The 17779-nt window shown below is 66.6% G+C and carries 6 protein-coding genes; 3 read left to right on the top strand and 3 right to left on the bottom strand.

Annotation, left to right across the window (positions count from 1 at the left end):
- A partial coding sequence (locus CJZ86_RS17205) for a gamma-glutamyltransferase (protein ID WP_233133740.1) occupies positions 1-355 on the bottom strand: 355 nt, incomplete at its 3' end.
- Between the two features lie 2 nt (positions 356-357).
- A complete protein-coding gene (locus CJZ86_RS00330; RefSeq protein ID WP_233133739.1) occupies positions 358-4158 on the bottom strand; it encodes a hydantoinase B/oxoprolinase family protein in 3801 nt (1266 codons plus the stop codon).
- Between the two features lie 289 nt (positions 4159-4447).
- On the opposite strand from CJZ86_RS00330, the gene CJZ86_RS17465 reads away from it, so the two are divergent.
- The 3 genes from CJZ86_RS17465 to CJZ86_RS17185 all read left to right on the top strand — a co-directional run bounded on the left by CJZ86_RS17465 (position 4448) and on the right by CJZ86_RS17185 (position 17302).
- A complete protein-coding gene (locus CJZ86_RS17465; RefSeq protein WP_094583979.1) occupies positions 4448-15778 on the top strand; it encodes a Calx-beta domain-containing protein in 11331 nt (3776 codons plus the stop codon).
- A 139-nt stretch (positions 15779-15917) separates the two neighbouring features.
- A complete protein-coding gene (locus tag CJZ86_RS00320) occupies positions 15918-16475 on the top strand; it encodes a hypothetical protein (RefSeq protein ID WP_094583978.1) in 558 nt (185 codons plus the stop codon).
- A gap of 116 nt (positions 16476-16591) precedes the next feature.
- Complete coding sequence (locus CJZ86_RS17185; RefSeq protein WP_216911967.1) at positions 16592-17302, top strand: hypothetical protein; 711 nt, start codon at positions 16592-16594, stop codon at positions 17300-17302.
- Here CJZ86_RS17185 and CJZ86_RS00315 read toward each other — a convergent pair.
- Entirely contained in the window at positions 17244-17735 is a 492-nt protein-coding gene (locus tag CJZ86_RS00315) for a YajQ family cyclic di-GMP-binding protein (protein ID WP_094583977.1), read from the bottom strand. The two genes, CJZ86_RS17185 and CJZ86_RS00315, sit on opposite strands and share 59 nt — an antisense overlap.
- Positions 17736-17779: the final 44 nt, after the last annotated feature.

Below are 17779 nucleotides of genomic sequence, written 5' to 3'. Positions count from 1 at the left end.
CCCGCGGGCGGGCCGGCGAGGGGCCCGGCAGCCAGAGCAGCAGGAAGCCGCCGCCGCCCAGGTTGCCGGCCTGGGGCAGGGTGACCGCCAGGGCGAAGGCGGTGGCCACCGCCCCATCCACCGCATTGCCCCCCTGGCGCAGGATCGCCGCCCCCGCCGCCGAGGCCAGAGGCTCCTGGGCCGCCACCAGCCCCCGGGCCGACCACTGGGGCCGGAAGCGCTGCTCCCCCTCCAGCAGCACGTTGCTCTCCGGGGCGGCGGGCGGCGCCGGTGCCTGGGCCCACGCCAGCGGCACCGGCAAAGCACCCAGCCCCGCCAGCAGCAGCACCGCCCCGGCGGCTCCCCGGCGAACCATGCTCACAGCGAGGCTCCCGCGCCACCGGCATCCGGGGCACCGAAACCGCCCCCGCCGGGGGTGGCGATCTCCAGCAGGTCCCCCGGCTCAACGGCCACCTGGTCGCAGCCAGCCAGCTCCTGCAGGCGACCATCGGCCCGCTCCAGCCGGTTGCGCCCCACCGCCCCATCGCCACCACCGGCCAGGCCGAACGGGGGCACCCGGCGGGAGCCCGAAAGGATGGCCACGGTCATCGGCGCCAGGAACCGCAGCCGCCGCACCACCCCCTCGCCTCCGGGCCAGCGACCGGCGCCGCCGCTGCCGCGGCGGATGGCGAAGCCCTCCAGCAGCACCGGGAAGCGGTCCTCGAGGATCTCCGGGTCGGTGAGGCGCGAGTTGGTCATGTGGCTCTGCACCGCGCTGGCGCCGGCGAAACCGCCGCCATCCGCCAGCACCCCGGCGCCGGTGCCGCCGCAGATCGTCTCGTAGTACTGGCGCCGGGCATCGCCGAAGCTGAGGTTGTTCATGGTGCCCTGGGCCGCCGCCATCACCCCCAGGGCCCCGAACAGGGCGTTGGTGACCGCCTGGGAGGTTTCCACGTTGCCGGCCACCACCGCCGCCGGCGGCAGCGGGTGCAGCAGGCACCCCTGGGGCACGACCAGCTCGATCGGTTCGAAGCAACCGGCGTTGAGCGGGATCGGGCGGCCCACCAGGCAGCGGAACACGTAGAGCACCGCCGCCTTGGTGATCGCCAGCGGGGCATTGAAGTTGCCCTCCAGCTGGGGGGAGGTGCCGCTGAAGTCGATCCGGGCCCGGCGGGCGGCCCGGTCGATGCGGACGGCCACGACGATGCGGCTGCCGTTGTCGAGCTCGACGCTGTGGTCGCCACCGCTGAGGCGGGCGATCGCGTCACGCACAGCCTCGGCCGCGTTGGCCAGCACATGGCCCAGGTAAGCGCTGACCTCCCCGGTGCCATCGCGGGTCAGCAGCCGCTGCAGTTCGCTCTCCCCCAGCCGGTTGGCGGCCACCTGGGCCTGGAGGTCGGCCAACAGCTGGTCGGGGTTGCGCACCGGGTGGGGGCCGGCGGCCAGCCGCTCACGCCAGGCGTCCGCATCGAACTGGCCCTGGCGCAGCAGCGGCACGTGGCGCAGCAGCAGCCCCTCCTCCTCGATCCGACGGCTGAAGGGGGGCATCGAGCCCGGGGTGAGGCCGCCCACGTCGGCATGGTGCCCACGGCAGGCCACGAACAGCAGCGGCGCCGCCCCGCCCTCGGGGGGGAACACCGGCGTGATCACGGTGATGTCGGGCAGGTGGGTGCCGCCGTCGAAGGGGTCGTTGGCGGCGTAGGCATCGCCCGGCGCCAGGGGCGGCAGGCTGCCGGCGGCCACTGCGGCCAGCAGGCTGGCGACGCTGTCCCCCATCGAGCCGAGGTGCACGGGGATGTGGGGGGCATTGGCCACCAGCCGGCCGGCCCCATCGAACAGGGCGCAGGAGAAATCGAGCCGCTCGCGGATGTTCACCGAACGGCTGCACTGGCGCAGCCGTTCCCCCATCTGCTCGGCGATGGCGGCAAAACGATGGTTGTAGAGCTCCAGCCGCACCGGATCCACCACCCCGACGCTGCCGGTGGCCAGGGCCGCCCCGGCTGACGGCGCCTGCCGCTCCAGCAGCAGCTCGCCCCCCGCCAGCACCCGGCCGCCCCAGCCGGGCTCCAGCACCGTGGTGCCCGTTGGTTCCACCACCAGGGCCGGGCCGGCAATGCGCTGGCCCGCCGCCAGCTGCTCCCGACGCCAGAGGGGCACCTGGCGCCAGACCATCGCGGCGCCACTGCCCCCGCCGTGCTCTTCCGCCAGGCAAAGGGGCACCCATTCGGAAGGCTCGGGCGGATCCGCCGCCTCAGGAAGTTCAGCGGCCCGGACGAACCCCGCCGGGGTCTCGGGGGCCGGGGCACCCACCTCCACCTGCAGCCGCTCCGCCACCAGCGGCTCGTCCGGCACCACGAAACCGAAGCGCTGCCGGTGGCGGGCCTCGAAACCCTTACGCAGCGCCAGCACCCCTTCGGGCGAACCCGCGGGCCAGGGCAGTTCCAGCCCCTGGTCACTGCCGCGGTAGCGCAGCTCCAGGCGGGCCTGCCAGCGCGGCGCCTCGCCGGGCGCCAGATCACCGCTGGTGCGCAGCTCGGCGGTGGCTTCGGCCAGCAGCGCCTCGATCTGCCGCTCCAGCTGGGTAAGCAGGGCCGGCTCGAGGGGCTGGCGCAGGGTGCGCTCCCGCAGCAGGGAGGGGCGGGCCAGGCCGATGCCGTAGGCCGAGAGCACCCCGGCCAGGGGATGGAGCAGCACCCGGGTGAGGCCGAGGGCATCGGCCAGGGGGCAGGTGAGCTGGCCGCCGGCGCTGCCGAAGGTGACGAGCACGGCGCCACGCAGGTCGTGGCCCCGCTGGATCGAGATGCGCCGGATCGCCTCGGCCATGCGCTCGATGGCGATCGTCAGCGCCCCCTGGGCCGCCACCTCCGGCCCGGCCACCCCCAGCTGGCGGGCCAGGGCCTCGAAGCGCTCGACCACCACCTCCCGATCGGCCGGCTGGTCGCCGCCGGGGCCGAACAGGCGCGGCAGCGCGTCCACAGGCAGCCGGCCCAGCAGCAGGTTGGCGTCGGTGATCGCCAGGGGACCCCCGCGGCCGTAGCAGGCGGGGCCGGGGTTGGCGCCGGCCGAGCGGGGGCCCACCTGCAGGCGCCCGTCCCGCACCTGCAGCACCGAGCCGCCGCCCGCCGCCACCGTGTGGATCGGCAGCATCGGTGCCAGCAGCCGCAGGCCGTCGATCTCGGTGTCGTTGCTGCGCTCCCAGGCCGCCTCGCCGCGGCTGCCATCGAAGTGGAAGACGTCACTGGAGGTGCCGCCCATGTCGAAGCCGAGGATCGGGCCATCACCGAATCCGGCCGCCTCCGCCACCGCGACGGCCGCCACCATGCCGCCGGCGGGGCCGGAGAGGATCGTGTCCTTGGCCTGGAGCAGGGCGGGGGCCCGGAGGGCCCCGGCGGAGGTCATCACCCGCAGCGGAATGGCCGCCCCGATGGCGACGCGCACCTGATCGAGATAGGCGCCCAGCACGGGGCCCAGGGAGGCCTCCAGCACGCTGGTGTCGAGGCGGGGCACCAGCCGGGGCTGGCGGCTGAGCTGGTGGGAGAGCACCACCGGGGCGAAACCCTTCGTGGCCAGCCAGGTCCCCAGGGCCTGCTCATGGGCCGGGTGGCGACCGGCATGGAGCAGGGCCACCGCCACGCTGCCGAAGCCGTCGGAGCGGGCCTGGGCCAGGGTCTCCTCCAGATCCGCATCCAGCTGCAGGGGCTCCAGTTCCACCCCATCAGCCGCCAGCCGGCCGCCCACTTCGACCACCCGCAGGGGCGGGGGCTCGGGCCGCCGGATCTCCAGGGCAAAGAGGTCGGGGCGGTGCTGGTCGCCGATGCGCTGCAGGTCGGCGAAGCCGCGGGTCACCAGCAGCAGCACCGGCGCCCCCCGGCGCTCCAGCAGGGCGTTGGTGGCCACAGTGGTGCCCAGCCGCAGCTCCGCCACGAGCCCGGCGGGGATGGGATGGTCCGGCGTCAGCTCCAGCAGCTCCCGCAGGGCGGCCACGGCGGGATCCTGCGGAGCGGTGCCATCGGCCGGGCGCGGCGGATCGGAGAGGCGCTTGCGCACCAGCAGCTCGCCCGTCGGCCTGCGGGCCACCACATCGGTGAAGGTGCCACCCCGGTCGATCCAGAAGCGCCAGCCGGCTCCGGTCACGACGGCCGTCGCGGACTGGAGGGACAGGCAGACACCGGAGTGCACGGCGGAATGTCTCCCCAAGCATGGGGGCTGGGATGGCCCGATGGGAAGACAGGCCTGGCGATTCGCCCACCCCGACCCAGGCTTCAGGTATGCCCATGGATGGAGTCCGGGGATGAATGATGTAAGCCTCGATACACGACATGACGCCTCGGTGATAGGCGCATAGACCGGAAGACAGACGGTACAGACTATAAATAATAAGAGATGTTACAGAGAAGGAGGTGGGGAATGTCGGATGAAGATTCGGGTTAGGTTTTGGTGAATTTTCTTTGATGGTGGATGAAGGCCCATGGCTAGTTCGTCCTACGCGATCAATTTCAACGGCCTTCTGACGGAGCAGGGAGAACAGCAGGTCTTCACCTTTGATGGTGTCATCGGCGACAGAATCGTCTTCGACGGCATCGATGCCGATCCAGTCTTCGAGAACATCTCCTACAGCCTGATCGACCCTTCCGGGGCCACGATCTTCACCAACTTCGGCCACACCGCCGACACGGCCCCGGCCACCCTCACCCTCAGCGGGACCTACCAGATCGTCATCCGAGGCGACGCCAGCACCACCGGCGACTACAACTTCAGCCTGCTCAAGCTCAATCAGGCCCCCATCCTCCCCCTGGGCGCCACGGTCACCGATGCCCTTACCCCGGGGATCAGGAGCAATGTCTATCGTCTGAATGGCACCAAGGGCCAGCGTCTCCAGTTCGACAGCCTGCTCGCGCCCCCCACCAGCACCACCTGGGTTCTCTACGGCCCCGGCAATCAGGCGCTCAACTCCTCCGGCACCTCCAGCGGCACGGATTTCAGCGTCACGCTGCCCGCCGATGGCGAGTACTACCTGGTCTTCGATGGCACCAATGCCACCGCCAGCGTCAGCTACAGCTTCCAGGTCAACGACATCAGTGATCCACCGCCCGCTTCCCCCACCGCCTTCCCATTCAGCCAATCGGGTTCGGTGAGCGGATCTCCGGTTGATTTCACCTTCACGGCGGCCGCCGGAACCCTGCTCTATATCGACAGCCTCGACCCAGACTTTGACAGCGTCTCCCTCCAGATCCTCGATCAGGGCAACGGCAACGCCTCCATCTACAGCGCCAACGCTACCTCTGATTCCTCAGCCGGTCTCATTCTGCCGCGTTCGGGAAGCTACACCGTCCGCGTCAATGGGTCGGGCGATTACAACTTCCGGATCCTTGATCTGAGCGCCAACGCCACGGCGCTGACCCTGGGCAGCACCGTCACCGAGACCGTGACCCCCACCGCAGGAGCACGGATCTTCAGCTTCAGCGGCGCCGTGGGGCAGCAGCTGTTCTACGACGCCCTCGATTCGGATTTCGACAGCGTTCAGACGTTTCTGATCGGCCCCAGCGGCACCAGTCTCACCAACCTCTTTTTCGTCAACGCCTCCAGCGACAGCGACGTCTTCACCCTCAGCGAATCCGGCACTTACTATCTCGTCCAGCACTCCACCGCGCAGACGGCGACGGATTTCAGTTTCCGGTTGCTGCAGCCACCGGCCACGGATCTGGCCTTCGATACGGTCACCAGCAGCACCCTGGTCCCCCTCGGAACCGAGCTGTACCGCTTCACCGGCACGGCAGGCCAGCGCCTCGTCTTCGACAGCCAGTCACCATCGGCGTCCAGTGCCAGCGTGCTGTTGCGCGGTCCCAACGGTGAAGCGATCACCAGTGGCAACCTCGCGTCAGACTTGGAGATCACGCTGACGCGCACGGGCAGCCATATTCTCTATATCGACAGCACCAGCGCGAGCAGCATTCCCTACAGCTTCCAGCTCGTCACCCCCACCACCACCAGCACACCGCTGACCCTGGGCAGTGCCGTCAGCGGCTCGATCAGCGAACTGGGGGAGCAGGACCTCTACACCTTCACCGGCACCGCCGGGCAGCGCCTGCTTTTCGACGCCACGGTGAGCAACGCCAGGACTCTCTTCGCCACCCTGCGCAGCCCCAGCGGGGCCCTGGTGATCAACTTCGCCGACACCGACTTCGACAGCAACCTGGTCACCCTCACCGAAACCGGCACCTATCAGCTGTCCATCGAAGGCCAGGTCGGCAGTGCCACCAGTACGGGCAACTACAACTTCCAGTTGATCGATGCCTCGGCCGCACAGAGCCTCCCGCTGGATACCGACACCCCCGGCACTCTCACCCCTGGGGCTGAGAGTGAGTTCTACCGCTTCACAGCAGCGGCAGGCCAGCGTTTCGCTTTCGACAACATCAGCGGCACCGGTCCGACCGTTCGCGTCTTCGATGCCGGCAACACCCAGATCGGCAACGGCTCCCTCGGCTTCGACTTTGAGTTCACGACGCCGGAAGCCGGCACCTATCTGCTCCAGATCGACGGCAACGGTTTTGCCACCAGTCCCGTCAGCTACAGCTTCAGGCTGGTCACCCCCACCACCACCAGCACGGTGCTGAGCCTGGGCAGTGTCGTCAGCGGCTCGATCGGTGAACTGGGCGAGCAGGACATCTACACGTTCGCTGGCACCGCGGGTCAGCGCCTGCTGTTCGACGCCACCGTCAACAACGCCAGGGTCCTCTTCGCCACCCTGCGCAGCCCCAGCGGGGCCCTGGTGATCAATTCTGCCGACACCGATTTCGACAGCGGCCTGGTCACCCTCACGGAGACCGGCACCTATCAGCTGCTCGTCGAGGGCCTGGTCGGCAATCCCAACAGCACGGGCAGTTACGACTTCCAGCTGATCGATGCCGCCGCCGCACCCGTCCTCACCCTGGACACCGAGACCGCAGGAACGTTGACCCCTGGGGCGAAGAGTGAGTTCTACCGCTTCACCGCCGCGGCGGGCCAGCGCTTCGCCTTTGATGCCATCACCGGCAGCGGCCCGAACTTCCGGGTCTTCGATGCCGGCAACACGCAGATCTTCTCTGGCACCATCAACTTCGACTATGAGTTCACCACGCCGGAGGCAGGCACCTACCTGCTCCAGATCGAGGGCAACAGCAACACCACCACTCCCGTCAGTTACAGCTTCCAGCTCGTCACCCCCACCACCACCAGCACGCCTCTGACCCTGGGCAGTGTCGTCAGCGGCTCGATCACCGAACTGGGCGAGCAGGACATCTACACCTTCAGCGGCACGGCGGGCCAGCGACTCTTCTTCGACGCCACGGTCAACAACACCAGAAGCATCCTGGCCACGCTGCGTAGTCCCAGCGGGACCTCCCTCAGTTTCCTGGACGCCGATTCCGACGGCACTCTGATCACCCTCACCGAACCTGGCACCTATCAGCTGATCGTCGAAGGCCAAGTCGGCGTTGCCAACAGCACGGGCGACTACGACTTCAAGCTCATCGATGCCAGCAATGCCCCCCTGATCACCCTGGGCACGGCCATCGCCGGCACCCTCAGCCCAGGGAGAGAATCGGATTTCTATCGCATCTCCGGCACCGCGGGCCAGCGGCTCACTTTCGACAGCCTGGCCGCCGCGACGGGGGCCAACTGGCGTCTGTTCGACCCCAGCAATGTGACGGTGGCGGGAGCCAGCGTCGGTGCCGGCACGGATTTCACGGCCTTTCTGGATGCCACCGGCACCTACCTGCTGCAGATCGACGGCAGCAGTGCCAGCGATGTCAGCTACAACTTCAATGTAACGGGCACCATCGACCCGCCGCCCGCCGCACCCACCGCCTTCCCCTTCAGCCAATCGGGGACTGTAGCAGGATCTCCGGTCGATTTCACGATCACCGCAGCCGCCGGGAAACTGCTCTATGTCGACAGCCTGGACCCGGATTTTGACGGTGTTTCCCTGCAGATTCTCGATCAGGGCAATGCCAACACCTCCATCTACACGGCCAATGCCGGAAGTGATTCAGGTGGGGGTTTCGCTCTGCCGCGTTCGGGAAGCTACACCGTCAGGATCAACGGAACCGGTGACTTCAACTTCCGGATCCTCGATCTGAGCGCCAATGCCACGCCGCTCACCCTCGGCACCGCCTCCAGCGGTCCCCTGGCGGCCGCTGCCACACAGATCTTCAGCTTCAGCGGCAGCGCAGGCCAGCGGCTCTACTTTGACGCGCTCGAAGAAGATAACGACTCCCTCAACCTTTCCGTGCTGCGCCCCGATGGAACCTCGGTGCTGGGGGGCAGCGGCGAAGCAGACAGTTTCCCGACCTTCAGCCTCACGGAATCGGGCGCCTACCACCTGCTGCTGATCAATAATGCAACGACGGCGGCCGACTTCAACTTTGTTCTGAGGGATGTGGCCGCCGCCACGGCTCTGCCCTTCGACACCGTCACCAACGGCAGCCTTTCCCCCGGCCAGGAAACCGACCTCTTCCGCTTCACCGGCACGGCCGGCCAGCGACTCGTCTTCGACAGCCAGACCGCCGGATTCCCCAACGCCACCTGGCGGGTCATCGGACCGGCCAACCAGTCCGTGGCCAACCAGAACATCAGCACCGACCTGGAGCTGAACCTCACCGCCGATGGCACCTACGTCCTGGCGATCGATGGCTCCAGCACCACCACGGTCAACTACGGCTTCAGCCTGATCACCCCCTCCACCACCACAACCGCCCTCAGCCTCAACAGCCCCGTCTCCAGCTCACTGAGCGAGATGGGCGAGCGGGACATCTACACCTTCACCGGAACGGCGGGCCAGCGGCTCTACTACGACGCCCTCACCAGTGACTTCACCAGGAGCTTCCCCGTTCGCCTGATCGACCCAACCGGCGACATCGGTCTGCTGAACCAGCAGCACTACTTCGACAGCAACACCCCCTTCACCCTCACCGAAACCGGCACCTACCAGCTGCAGCTCGAGAGCACCTCCTCCTTCTCCCTCGACACCGGCGCCTACAGCTTCCAGCTGCTCGATCTGGCCGCCGCCACAGCTCTGCCCTTCGACACCGTCACCAACGGCACCCTTTCCCCAGGCCAGGACACCGATCTCTACAGCTTCACCGGCACGGCCGGCCAGCGGCTCGTCTTCGACAGCCAGACCCCCGGATTCCCCTCCGTCAGTTGGCGACTCTTCGGACCGGGCAACCAATCCCTGGCCAACCAGAACATCACCAGCGACCTGGATCTCACCCTGAGCGCCGATGGCACCTACGTCCTGGCGATCGATGGAGCCAGCGCCACCAACGTCAACTATAGCTTCAGTCTGGTCACCCCCACCACCTCCACCACCGCCCTCAGCCTCAACAGCCCCGTCTCCAGCTCGCTCGCCGAAATCGGCGAACGGGACATCTACACCTTCACCGGATCGGTGGGCCAGCGGCTCTACTACGACGCCCTCACCAACGACACCAGCAAGAGCTTCCCCGTTCGCCTGATCGATCCCACCGGCGACATCGTCTTTCTCAACCAGCAGCACTACGCCGACAGCAACACGCCCTTCACGCTCACCGAGGCCGGCACCTACCAGCTGCTGGTTGAAAGCACAGCGAATTTCTCCCTCGACTCGGGCGCCTACAGCTTCCAGCTGCTCGATGTCGCCGCCGCCACTGCTCTCAATTTCGACACCGTCACCAACGGCACCCTTTCCCCCGGCCAGGACACCGATCTCTACCGCTTCACCGGCACGGCCGGCCAGCGGCTCGTCTTCGACAGCTTGACCCCCGGATTCCCCTCCGCCGCCTGGCGTCTCTTCGGACCGACCAACCAATCGCTGGTCAACCAGAACCTCACCACCGACCTGGAGCTGAACCTCACCGCCGATGGCACCTACATCCTGGCCATTGATGGGGCCAGCGCCACCAGCGTCAACTACAGCTTCAACCTGATCACCCCGACGTCCGCCCGGACCGGTGCACCCAACGTCATCGTCGCCGACCGCACAGGGAACACCAATACGCCGATTCCGCTCAACATCGCCGCCAGCTTCGCGGCCAGCGATGGCAACGATCAGCGCAGCATCCTGATCTCTGGCGTGCCCAGCGGAGCTCTGCTTTCGGCGGGCACCAACAACAACAACGGCACCTGGACCCTGACGCCCGCCCAACTCACAGGACTGACCATCACGGTGGCCAATGCCGCCAACTTCGCGCTCACCGTGACGGCCACCAGCGCCGAAACGACCGGTGACACGGCCACCACCACGGCCACGTTCTCCGTCATCGTCAACGTCGCCACCGGCATCACCGTCACCCCAACCTCGGGCCTGGTCACCACAGAAGCCGGCGGCAGCGCCACCTTCACCGTGGTGCTCGACAGTCAACCCACGGCCAATGTGACCGTCGGCATCGCCAGTTCCGACGCCACCGAAGGCAGCACCAACGTTTCCTCGCTCACCTTCACGCCGGCCAACTGGAACGTCGCCCAGACCGTGATCGTCACGGGCGCGGATGACAACATCATCGATGGCACGGTGGCCTATTCGATCGTCACCGCGGCGGCCACCAGCAGCGACCCCAACTACAACGGCTTCAACGCCGCCAACGTCAGTGTCTCCAACACGGACAATGACACGGCGGGGGTCACCGTCTCGCCCACCGGTGGCTTGTTCACATCGGAGGGCGGCGGCACGGCCGGCTTCAGCGTGCGCCTCACCAGCCAGCCGACGGCCAACGTCAGCATCAGCATCGCCAGTTCGGACAGCACCGAAGGCTCCACCAACGTTTCTTCCCTCACCTTCACGCCGGCCAACTGGAATGTCTTCCAGTTCGTCACGGTGACCGGCGTCGATGATGGCGTGGTGGATGGCAATATCGCCTACACGATTCTCACCGGCGCGACCACCAGCACCGACGCCAACTACAGCGGGCTTGTCGTCGCCGATGTCGGTGTCACCAATGTCGACAACGACGCCGCCTCCTTCTCCATCAGCGACGTCTCCATCATCGAGGGCAACAGCGGCACCACCACCGCCGTCTTCACTGTCACCCTCAGCAATGCCGTCGTTGGTGGGACGTCCGTTTCCTACGCCACCGCCAACGGCACCGCCATCGCCGGTTCGGATTACGTCGCCACCTCCGGCACCCTCAACTTCACCGGCACCGCCGGTGAACAGCGCACCGTCTCCGTCACCATCAACGGCGACACCACGATCGAACCAAACGAATCCTTCGTCCTCAACCTCTCCGCTCCCACCAACGGCGTCACCCTTGCCGACTCCCAGGGCGTTGGCACCATCACCAATGATGATGCGGCTCCCCTCCCCGTCGTCACCCTGGCTGTAGCTCCGGGCAGCGTCACGGAGAACGGAGCAACGAACCTCGTCTATACCTTCTCCCGCACCGGCGACACCACCAATTCCCTTGTCGTCAACTACTCCATCGGCGGCACCGCCACAGGCGGCACCGATTACGGCCTCATCCCCGCCGCCGTCACCTTCGCCGCTGGTTCCGCCACCGCCAGCGTCACCGTCGATCCCACCGGGGACACCCAGCTGGAGCCCAACGAAACCGTTGCCCTCACCCTCACTGCCGATCCCGCCTACACGATCGGCACCGCTGGCGCCGTCACCGGCACCATCACCAACGACGACGCCGCCTCCTTCTCCATCAGCGATGTCTCCATCGTGGAAGGGAACACCGGCACATCCCAAGCCGTCTTCACCGTCACCCTCAGCAACGCCGTCGCCGGTGGCGCTTCCGTCTCGTATGCCACCGCGGACTTCTCCGCCACGGCAGGCTCCGACTACATCGCCACGTCCGGCACCCTCAACTTCACTGGCAACGTCGGTGAGACCCAGACCGTCTCCGTCACCATCAACGGTGACACCACGGTGGAGCTGAATGAGAACTTCTTCGTCAATCTTTCCAACCCAACGAACGGCGTGAGCATCGCCGACGGGCAGGGGATCGGCACGATCACCATTGACGATTTCGCTCCCCTTCCCGTCATCACCCTCGCCGTCTCACCAGCCAGCGCCCCCGAGAACGGCGCCGGCAATCTCATCTACACCTTCACACGCACAGGTGACACCACCTTTGGCCTCACTGTCAACTTCACCATCAGCGGTACCGCCACCAATGGCACCGATTATGGCCTGATCTCCAGCGCCGCTTTTGCACTGTTCACTCCCGGCTCCGCCACCACCACCCTCACCATCGATCCCACCGGGGACACCGTCCTTGAACCCGACGAAACCGTCGCCGTCACCCTTCTGGCCAATGCGGCCTACACCATCGGCACAGCCGGCCCCGTCACCGGCACCATCACCAACGACGACGCCGCTTCCTTCTCCATCAGCGACGTATCCATCTCCGAGGGCAACAGCGGCACCAAGACAGCCGTGTTCACCGTCTCCCTGAGCCAGGCCGTCGCCGGTGGAACTTCCGTCAGCTACGCCACCGCCAACGGCACAGCCACCGCCGGCTCCGACTACCTCGCCGCCTCAGGCACCCTCACCTTCACCGGCACCGCCGGCGAAACCCAGACCGTCTCCGTCACCATCAACGCTGACACCACCTTCGAGCCTGACGAATCCTTCTTCCTCAACCTCTCCGCCCCCACCAACGGCGTCACCATCGCCGACTCCCAGGGACTCGGCACCATCACCAACGACGACCCCGCTCCCCTCCCCGTCGTCACCCTCGCCGTCTCCCCCGCCAGCGTCACGGAGAACGGAGCAACGAACCTCATCTATACCTTCACCAGAACCGGCGCCACCACCAATCCACTCACCGTCAACTACGCCATCAACGGCACCGCCTCCAATGGCACCGATTACGCCCTGATCCCCGCCTCCCTCACCTTCGCTGCCGGCTCGGCCACGGCCACCGTCACCGTTGATCCCACCACCGACGCGATCCTCGAGCCCGACGAAACCGTCGCCCTCACCCTCACCGCCGATCCCGCCTACGTCGTCGGTACCACCACCGCCGTCACCGGCACCATCGCCAACGACGACGCCGCCTCCCTCTCCATCAGCGATGTCACCCTCACCGAGGGGGATGCCGGCACCAAGATCGCCGTCTTCACCGTCACCCTTAACCAGGCCGTCGCCGGTGGAACTTCCGTTGCCTACGCCACTGCCAACGGCAACGCCACCGCAGGCTCCGACTACCTCGCCACCTCCGGCACCATCAACTTCGCAGGCACCGCCGGAGAAACCCAGACCATCTCCGTCACCATCAACGGCGAGAGCAGGGTCGAACTCAACGAAACGTTCTTCCTCAACCTCTCCGCTCCCACCAACGGCGTCACCCTCGCCGACGGCCAGGGCCTCGGCACCATCACCAACGACGATGCCGCCAGCCTGAGCATCAACAACGTCAGCAGGGTGGAAGGCAACAGCGGCATCACCAGCTTCGTCTTCGATGTGACGCTCAACAACGCCGTTGATGTTCCCCTCAGCGTTGGCCATGCCACCGCCAATGGCACCGCCACCCTTGCCAACAACGACTACCAGGCCGCCAATGGCACCTTGAACTTCGTCGGCACGGCCGGTGAAACCCAGCAGATCACCGTCAATGCCCTGGGCGACACCACGGTCGAGGCCAACGAAACCTTCGTCGTCAACCTCAGCAACCTGCAGGCCTCCGGACGGAACGTCACCCTCGCCAACGCCCAGGCCACAGGCACCATCACCAACGACGACGGTGCCTCCTTCTCCATCAACGACGTCTCCGTCACCGAGGGCAACAGCGGCACCAAGACCGCCGTCTTCTCCGTCACCCTCAACAACGCCGTCAGCGGTGGCTCCTCCGTCAGCTACGCCACCGCCAACGGCACAGCCACCGCCGGCTCGGACTACCTCGCCGCCTCAGGCACCCTCAACTTCGCAGGCACCGCCGGGGAAACCCAGACCATCTCCGTCACCATCAACGGCGACACCGTCTTCGAGCCCGACGAGACCTTCTTCCTCAACCTCTCCGCCCCCACCAACGGCGTCACCATCGCCGACTCCCAGGGCCTCGGCACCATCACCAATGACGATCCCGCTCCCCTCCCCATCGTCACCCTCGCCGTCACTCCCGCCTCGGTCACTGAAAACGGAACAACGAACCTTATCTATACCTTCACCCGCACCGGCGCCACCACCAACCCCCTCACCGTCAACTACGCCATCAACGGCACCGCCACGGGCGGCACCGATTTCGGCGCCATCCCCGCCTCCGTTGTCTTCGCCGCCGGCTCGGCCACAGCCACCCTCGTCGTCGATCCCACCGCCGACGCGATCCTCGAGCCCGACGAGACCGTCGCCCTCACCCTCACCGCCGATCCCGCCTACCTCGTCGGCACACCCGCCGCCGTCATCGGCACCATCACCAACGACGACGCCGCCTCCTTCTCCATCGGCGATGTCTCCATCTCCGAGGGCAACAGCGGCACCAAGACCGCCGTCTTCTCCGTCACCCTCAACAACGCTGTCAGCGGTGGCTCCTCCGTCTCCTACGCCACCGCCAACGGCACCGCCACCGCTGGCTCCGACTACCTCGCCGCCGCAGGCATCCTCACCTTCACAGGCACCGCCGGCGAAACCCAGACCGTCTCCGTCACCATCAACGGCGACACCGCCTTCGAGCCCGACGAGACCTTCTTCCTCAACCTCTCCGCCCCCACCAACGGCGTCACCATCGCCGACTCCCAGGGCCTCGGCACCATCACCAATGACGATCCCGCTCCCCTCCCCATCGTCACCCTCGCCGTCACTCCCGCCTCGGTCACTGAAAACGGAACAACGAACCTTATCTATACCTTCACCCGCACCGGCGCCACCACCAACCCCCTCACCGTCAACTACGCCATCAACGGCACCGCCACGGGCGGCACCGATTTCGGCGCCATCCCCGCCTCCGTTGTCTTCGCCGCCGGCTCGGCCACAGCCACCCTCGTCGTCGATCCCACCGCCGACGCGATCCTCGAGCCCGACGAGACCGTCGTCCTCACCCTCACCGCCGATCCCGCCTACCTCGTCGGCACACCCGCCGCCGTCATCGGCACCATCACCAACGACGACGCCGCCTCCTTCTCCATCGGCGATGTCTCCATCTCCGAGGGCAACAGCGGCACCAAGACCGCCGTCTTCTCCGTCACCCTCAACAACGCTGTCAGCGGTGGCGCCGCCGTCTCCTACGCCACCGCCAACGGCACCGCCACCGCTGGCTCCGACTACCTCGCCGCCGCAGGCATCCTCACCTTCACAGGCACCGCCGGCGAAACCCAGACCGTCTCCGTCACCATCAACGGCGACACCGCCTTCGAGCCCGACGAAACCTTCTTCCTCAACCTCTCCGCCCCCACCAACGGCGTCACCATCGCCGACTCCCAGGGCCTCGGCACCATCGCCAATGACGACGGCCGCGCCATCACCGGAACCCGCAACCGGGAGACCCTTACGGGTACAGCCGGCGACGACGTGATCACCGGACTCCAGGGGGCCGACACGGTCCGGGGCAACGGGGGTGCCGATCGGTTCGTGTACACGAGCATCGTCGATGCCGGTGACACGATCATCGACTTCAACAGGGCCGAGGGCGACAAGGTGGATCTCAAAGGGGCGCTGGCGAGCGTGGGCTACACCGGCACCACTCCCATCACCGATGGCTATCTGAAGTTCGTCGCCAGGGGCAGCGACACCCTGCTGCAGATCGATCCCGATGGGTCGGGCCTGGCGGCAGCGAGGAGCTTCATTCTGTTCAAGAACGTCGACCTGGCCACCCTCAGCAACCCAGACAATTTCATCGTCTGAACGCTCCCCAGCAGGGCATCGCCCTGACCACGTTCCCCATCGCCGAAGTTCGCGCCCGGCCCGGGAGAACTAAAGACCAGATGAGCGCAACTTGAGCTAAGCTGAAAATGATCTCACCCGATCGCCCGCCTTCCCCACCATGACCAGCTCCATCCCCAGACTCGTCCTGCTGACGACAGGCTTGGCACTCGGTGTGGGGCTGGCCCAGCCTGCCCCGCTCAAGGCAGCGGTGGTGGCCTACACCTTCGACATCCTGATTGATTCGGGGCCGCTGCAGCCCAACAGCTACTCCGGCTCGTTCGCCTACGACACAAACACCTTCAACCTCACGTCATTTTCCTTCAATTTTGAGGGTACGCAGTACGACGAGACGGATGATCCTGATGCCTCTGCCGTCTTCGATAACGGTGTCTTCTTGGGGCTGGAGTATTCCGTAGGTTCGTTTCCTCAATTCTCATTTGTCCCCGGATTCTTTGATTCCAGCGACGCCTCCTTTGCCTATGACCTGGAAGCCTCGGCCGGCCGGGGCGGAGCTGGCTCCCTGACCTTCACCCGCATCGGCCGCCCGGATATCTCCGCCGTTCCCGGACCCCTGCCGCTCCTGGGAGCTGCCGCCTGCTTCGGCTATAGCCGCAAGCTCAGGCAGCGGATGAAGATCTCCATCGCTCCCGGTTCGTCCCACAGCCCGATCGACTGACGGAATCCACGGCAACGGTGTTGATCCCTGGCCCAGAATACTCAGACTGATGCCGAATTGCCTTTCGGCTGCATCAGATCTGCATCAGCAGTGAAGATCAGCCAACGCTGACTACCATGCCAGCCATCTTCTACAAAGATGGAAATAGCGGCGGCGCAGTCACAATGAAAAGGCCGGGTTATCGATCCTATTCATCCATTGCTGTTGGGATCTTTACTGCAATCCTGCTGGCTCCGCAGGCGGCGCTGGCCCTGGATGTCAAGTTCGTGCTCGACGGTGTCATGGGCGTCTTCCGTGGCCTGGAGGCAGGGCAGACCACCGAAGTCCCTCCCGCGGAAGCCTGGCTGACCTTCACCCCGTCGAACAGTGCACCAGAGGGTCTCTACGGCAGGGCACCCATCTGCCAGCTGCCGGATTGTGGCTTCATCTCCGTGGATGCCAGCGGCAGGGATCTCACCAGTCCGGCCCGCTTCCATGGTGTCAACGGGGGCTGGCAACTGTTGATCACGCCCTCACCGTCAGAGCCGTCCGCAGGGGCCGGCTGGCCCCTCCAGGGATCACTGATTTACTGCCCCGGCTATGAAAGCAACGGCGATGCCGACGCGTGTCCGGATCCCACCCCCGACACCGAGCCCCGGACCGGACCGTTGACACCGATGCCCCACGGTGATCCCACCGACGATGCCGTGCCCGGACCCCTGCCCATCCTTGGGGTCGCCGCCGCCTACCGCTGCAGCAGGCGCCTGCGCAAGCGGCTCCGCAGCCGCCTCAGCGGTAGTTCTCAAACTGCAGCGGAACCTCCAGGTCCTCCGCCCGCAGCAGGGTGATCACCTGCTGGAGGTCATCCTTGTTCTTGCCGGTGACGCGCAGGCTCTCGCCCTGGATCGCCACGGTCACCTTCTTGACCTCATCGCGCACCTTCTTGCTGAGCTTCTTGGCCAGCTCCTGGCTGAGGCCCTTGCGCAGCTTCACCACCTGCTTCACCCGGTTGCCGCCCACCGGCTCGGGGGTCTGCAGGTCGAAGATCTTCAGCGACAGGTTGCGCTTGGTGGCCTTCTGGCGCAGCACATCGACCACTGCATCAAGGGTCATGTCGCTGGCGGTGGTGATCGTCAGGCTGGCCTCCTCCACGTCGATCTCGGTGTTGGAGTCCTTGAGGTCGTAGCGCTGGCCCACCTCGCGGCGCACCTGATCGACGGCGTTCACCAGCTCCTGGCGGTCGAAGTCGGAGACGACGTCGAAGGAATAGCTGTCGGCCATGGCGCGGGCGAAGGCAAGGCAGCGCCAGCCTAGAAAAGAGACCC

This window comes from Synechococcus sp. BO 8801 (assembly GCF_002252675.1).
GTDB lineage: Bacteria > Cyanobacteriota > Cyanobacteriia > PCC-6307 > Cyanobiaceae > Cyanobium.
Note: the sequence above shows the minus strand (reverse complement) of the source record. Positions and strands in the feature narration are given on the sequence as shown.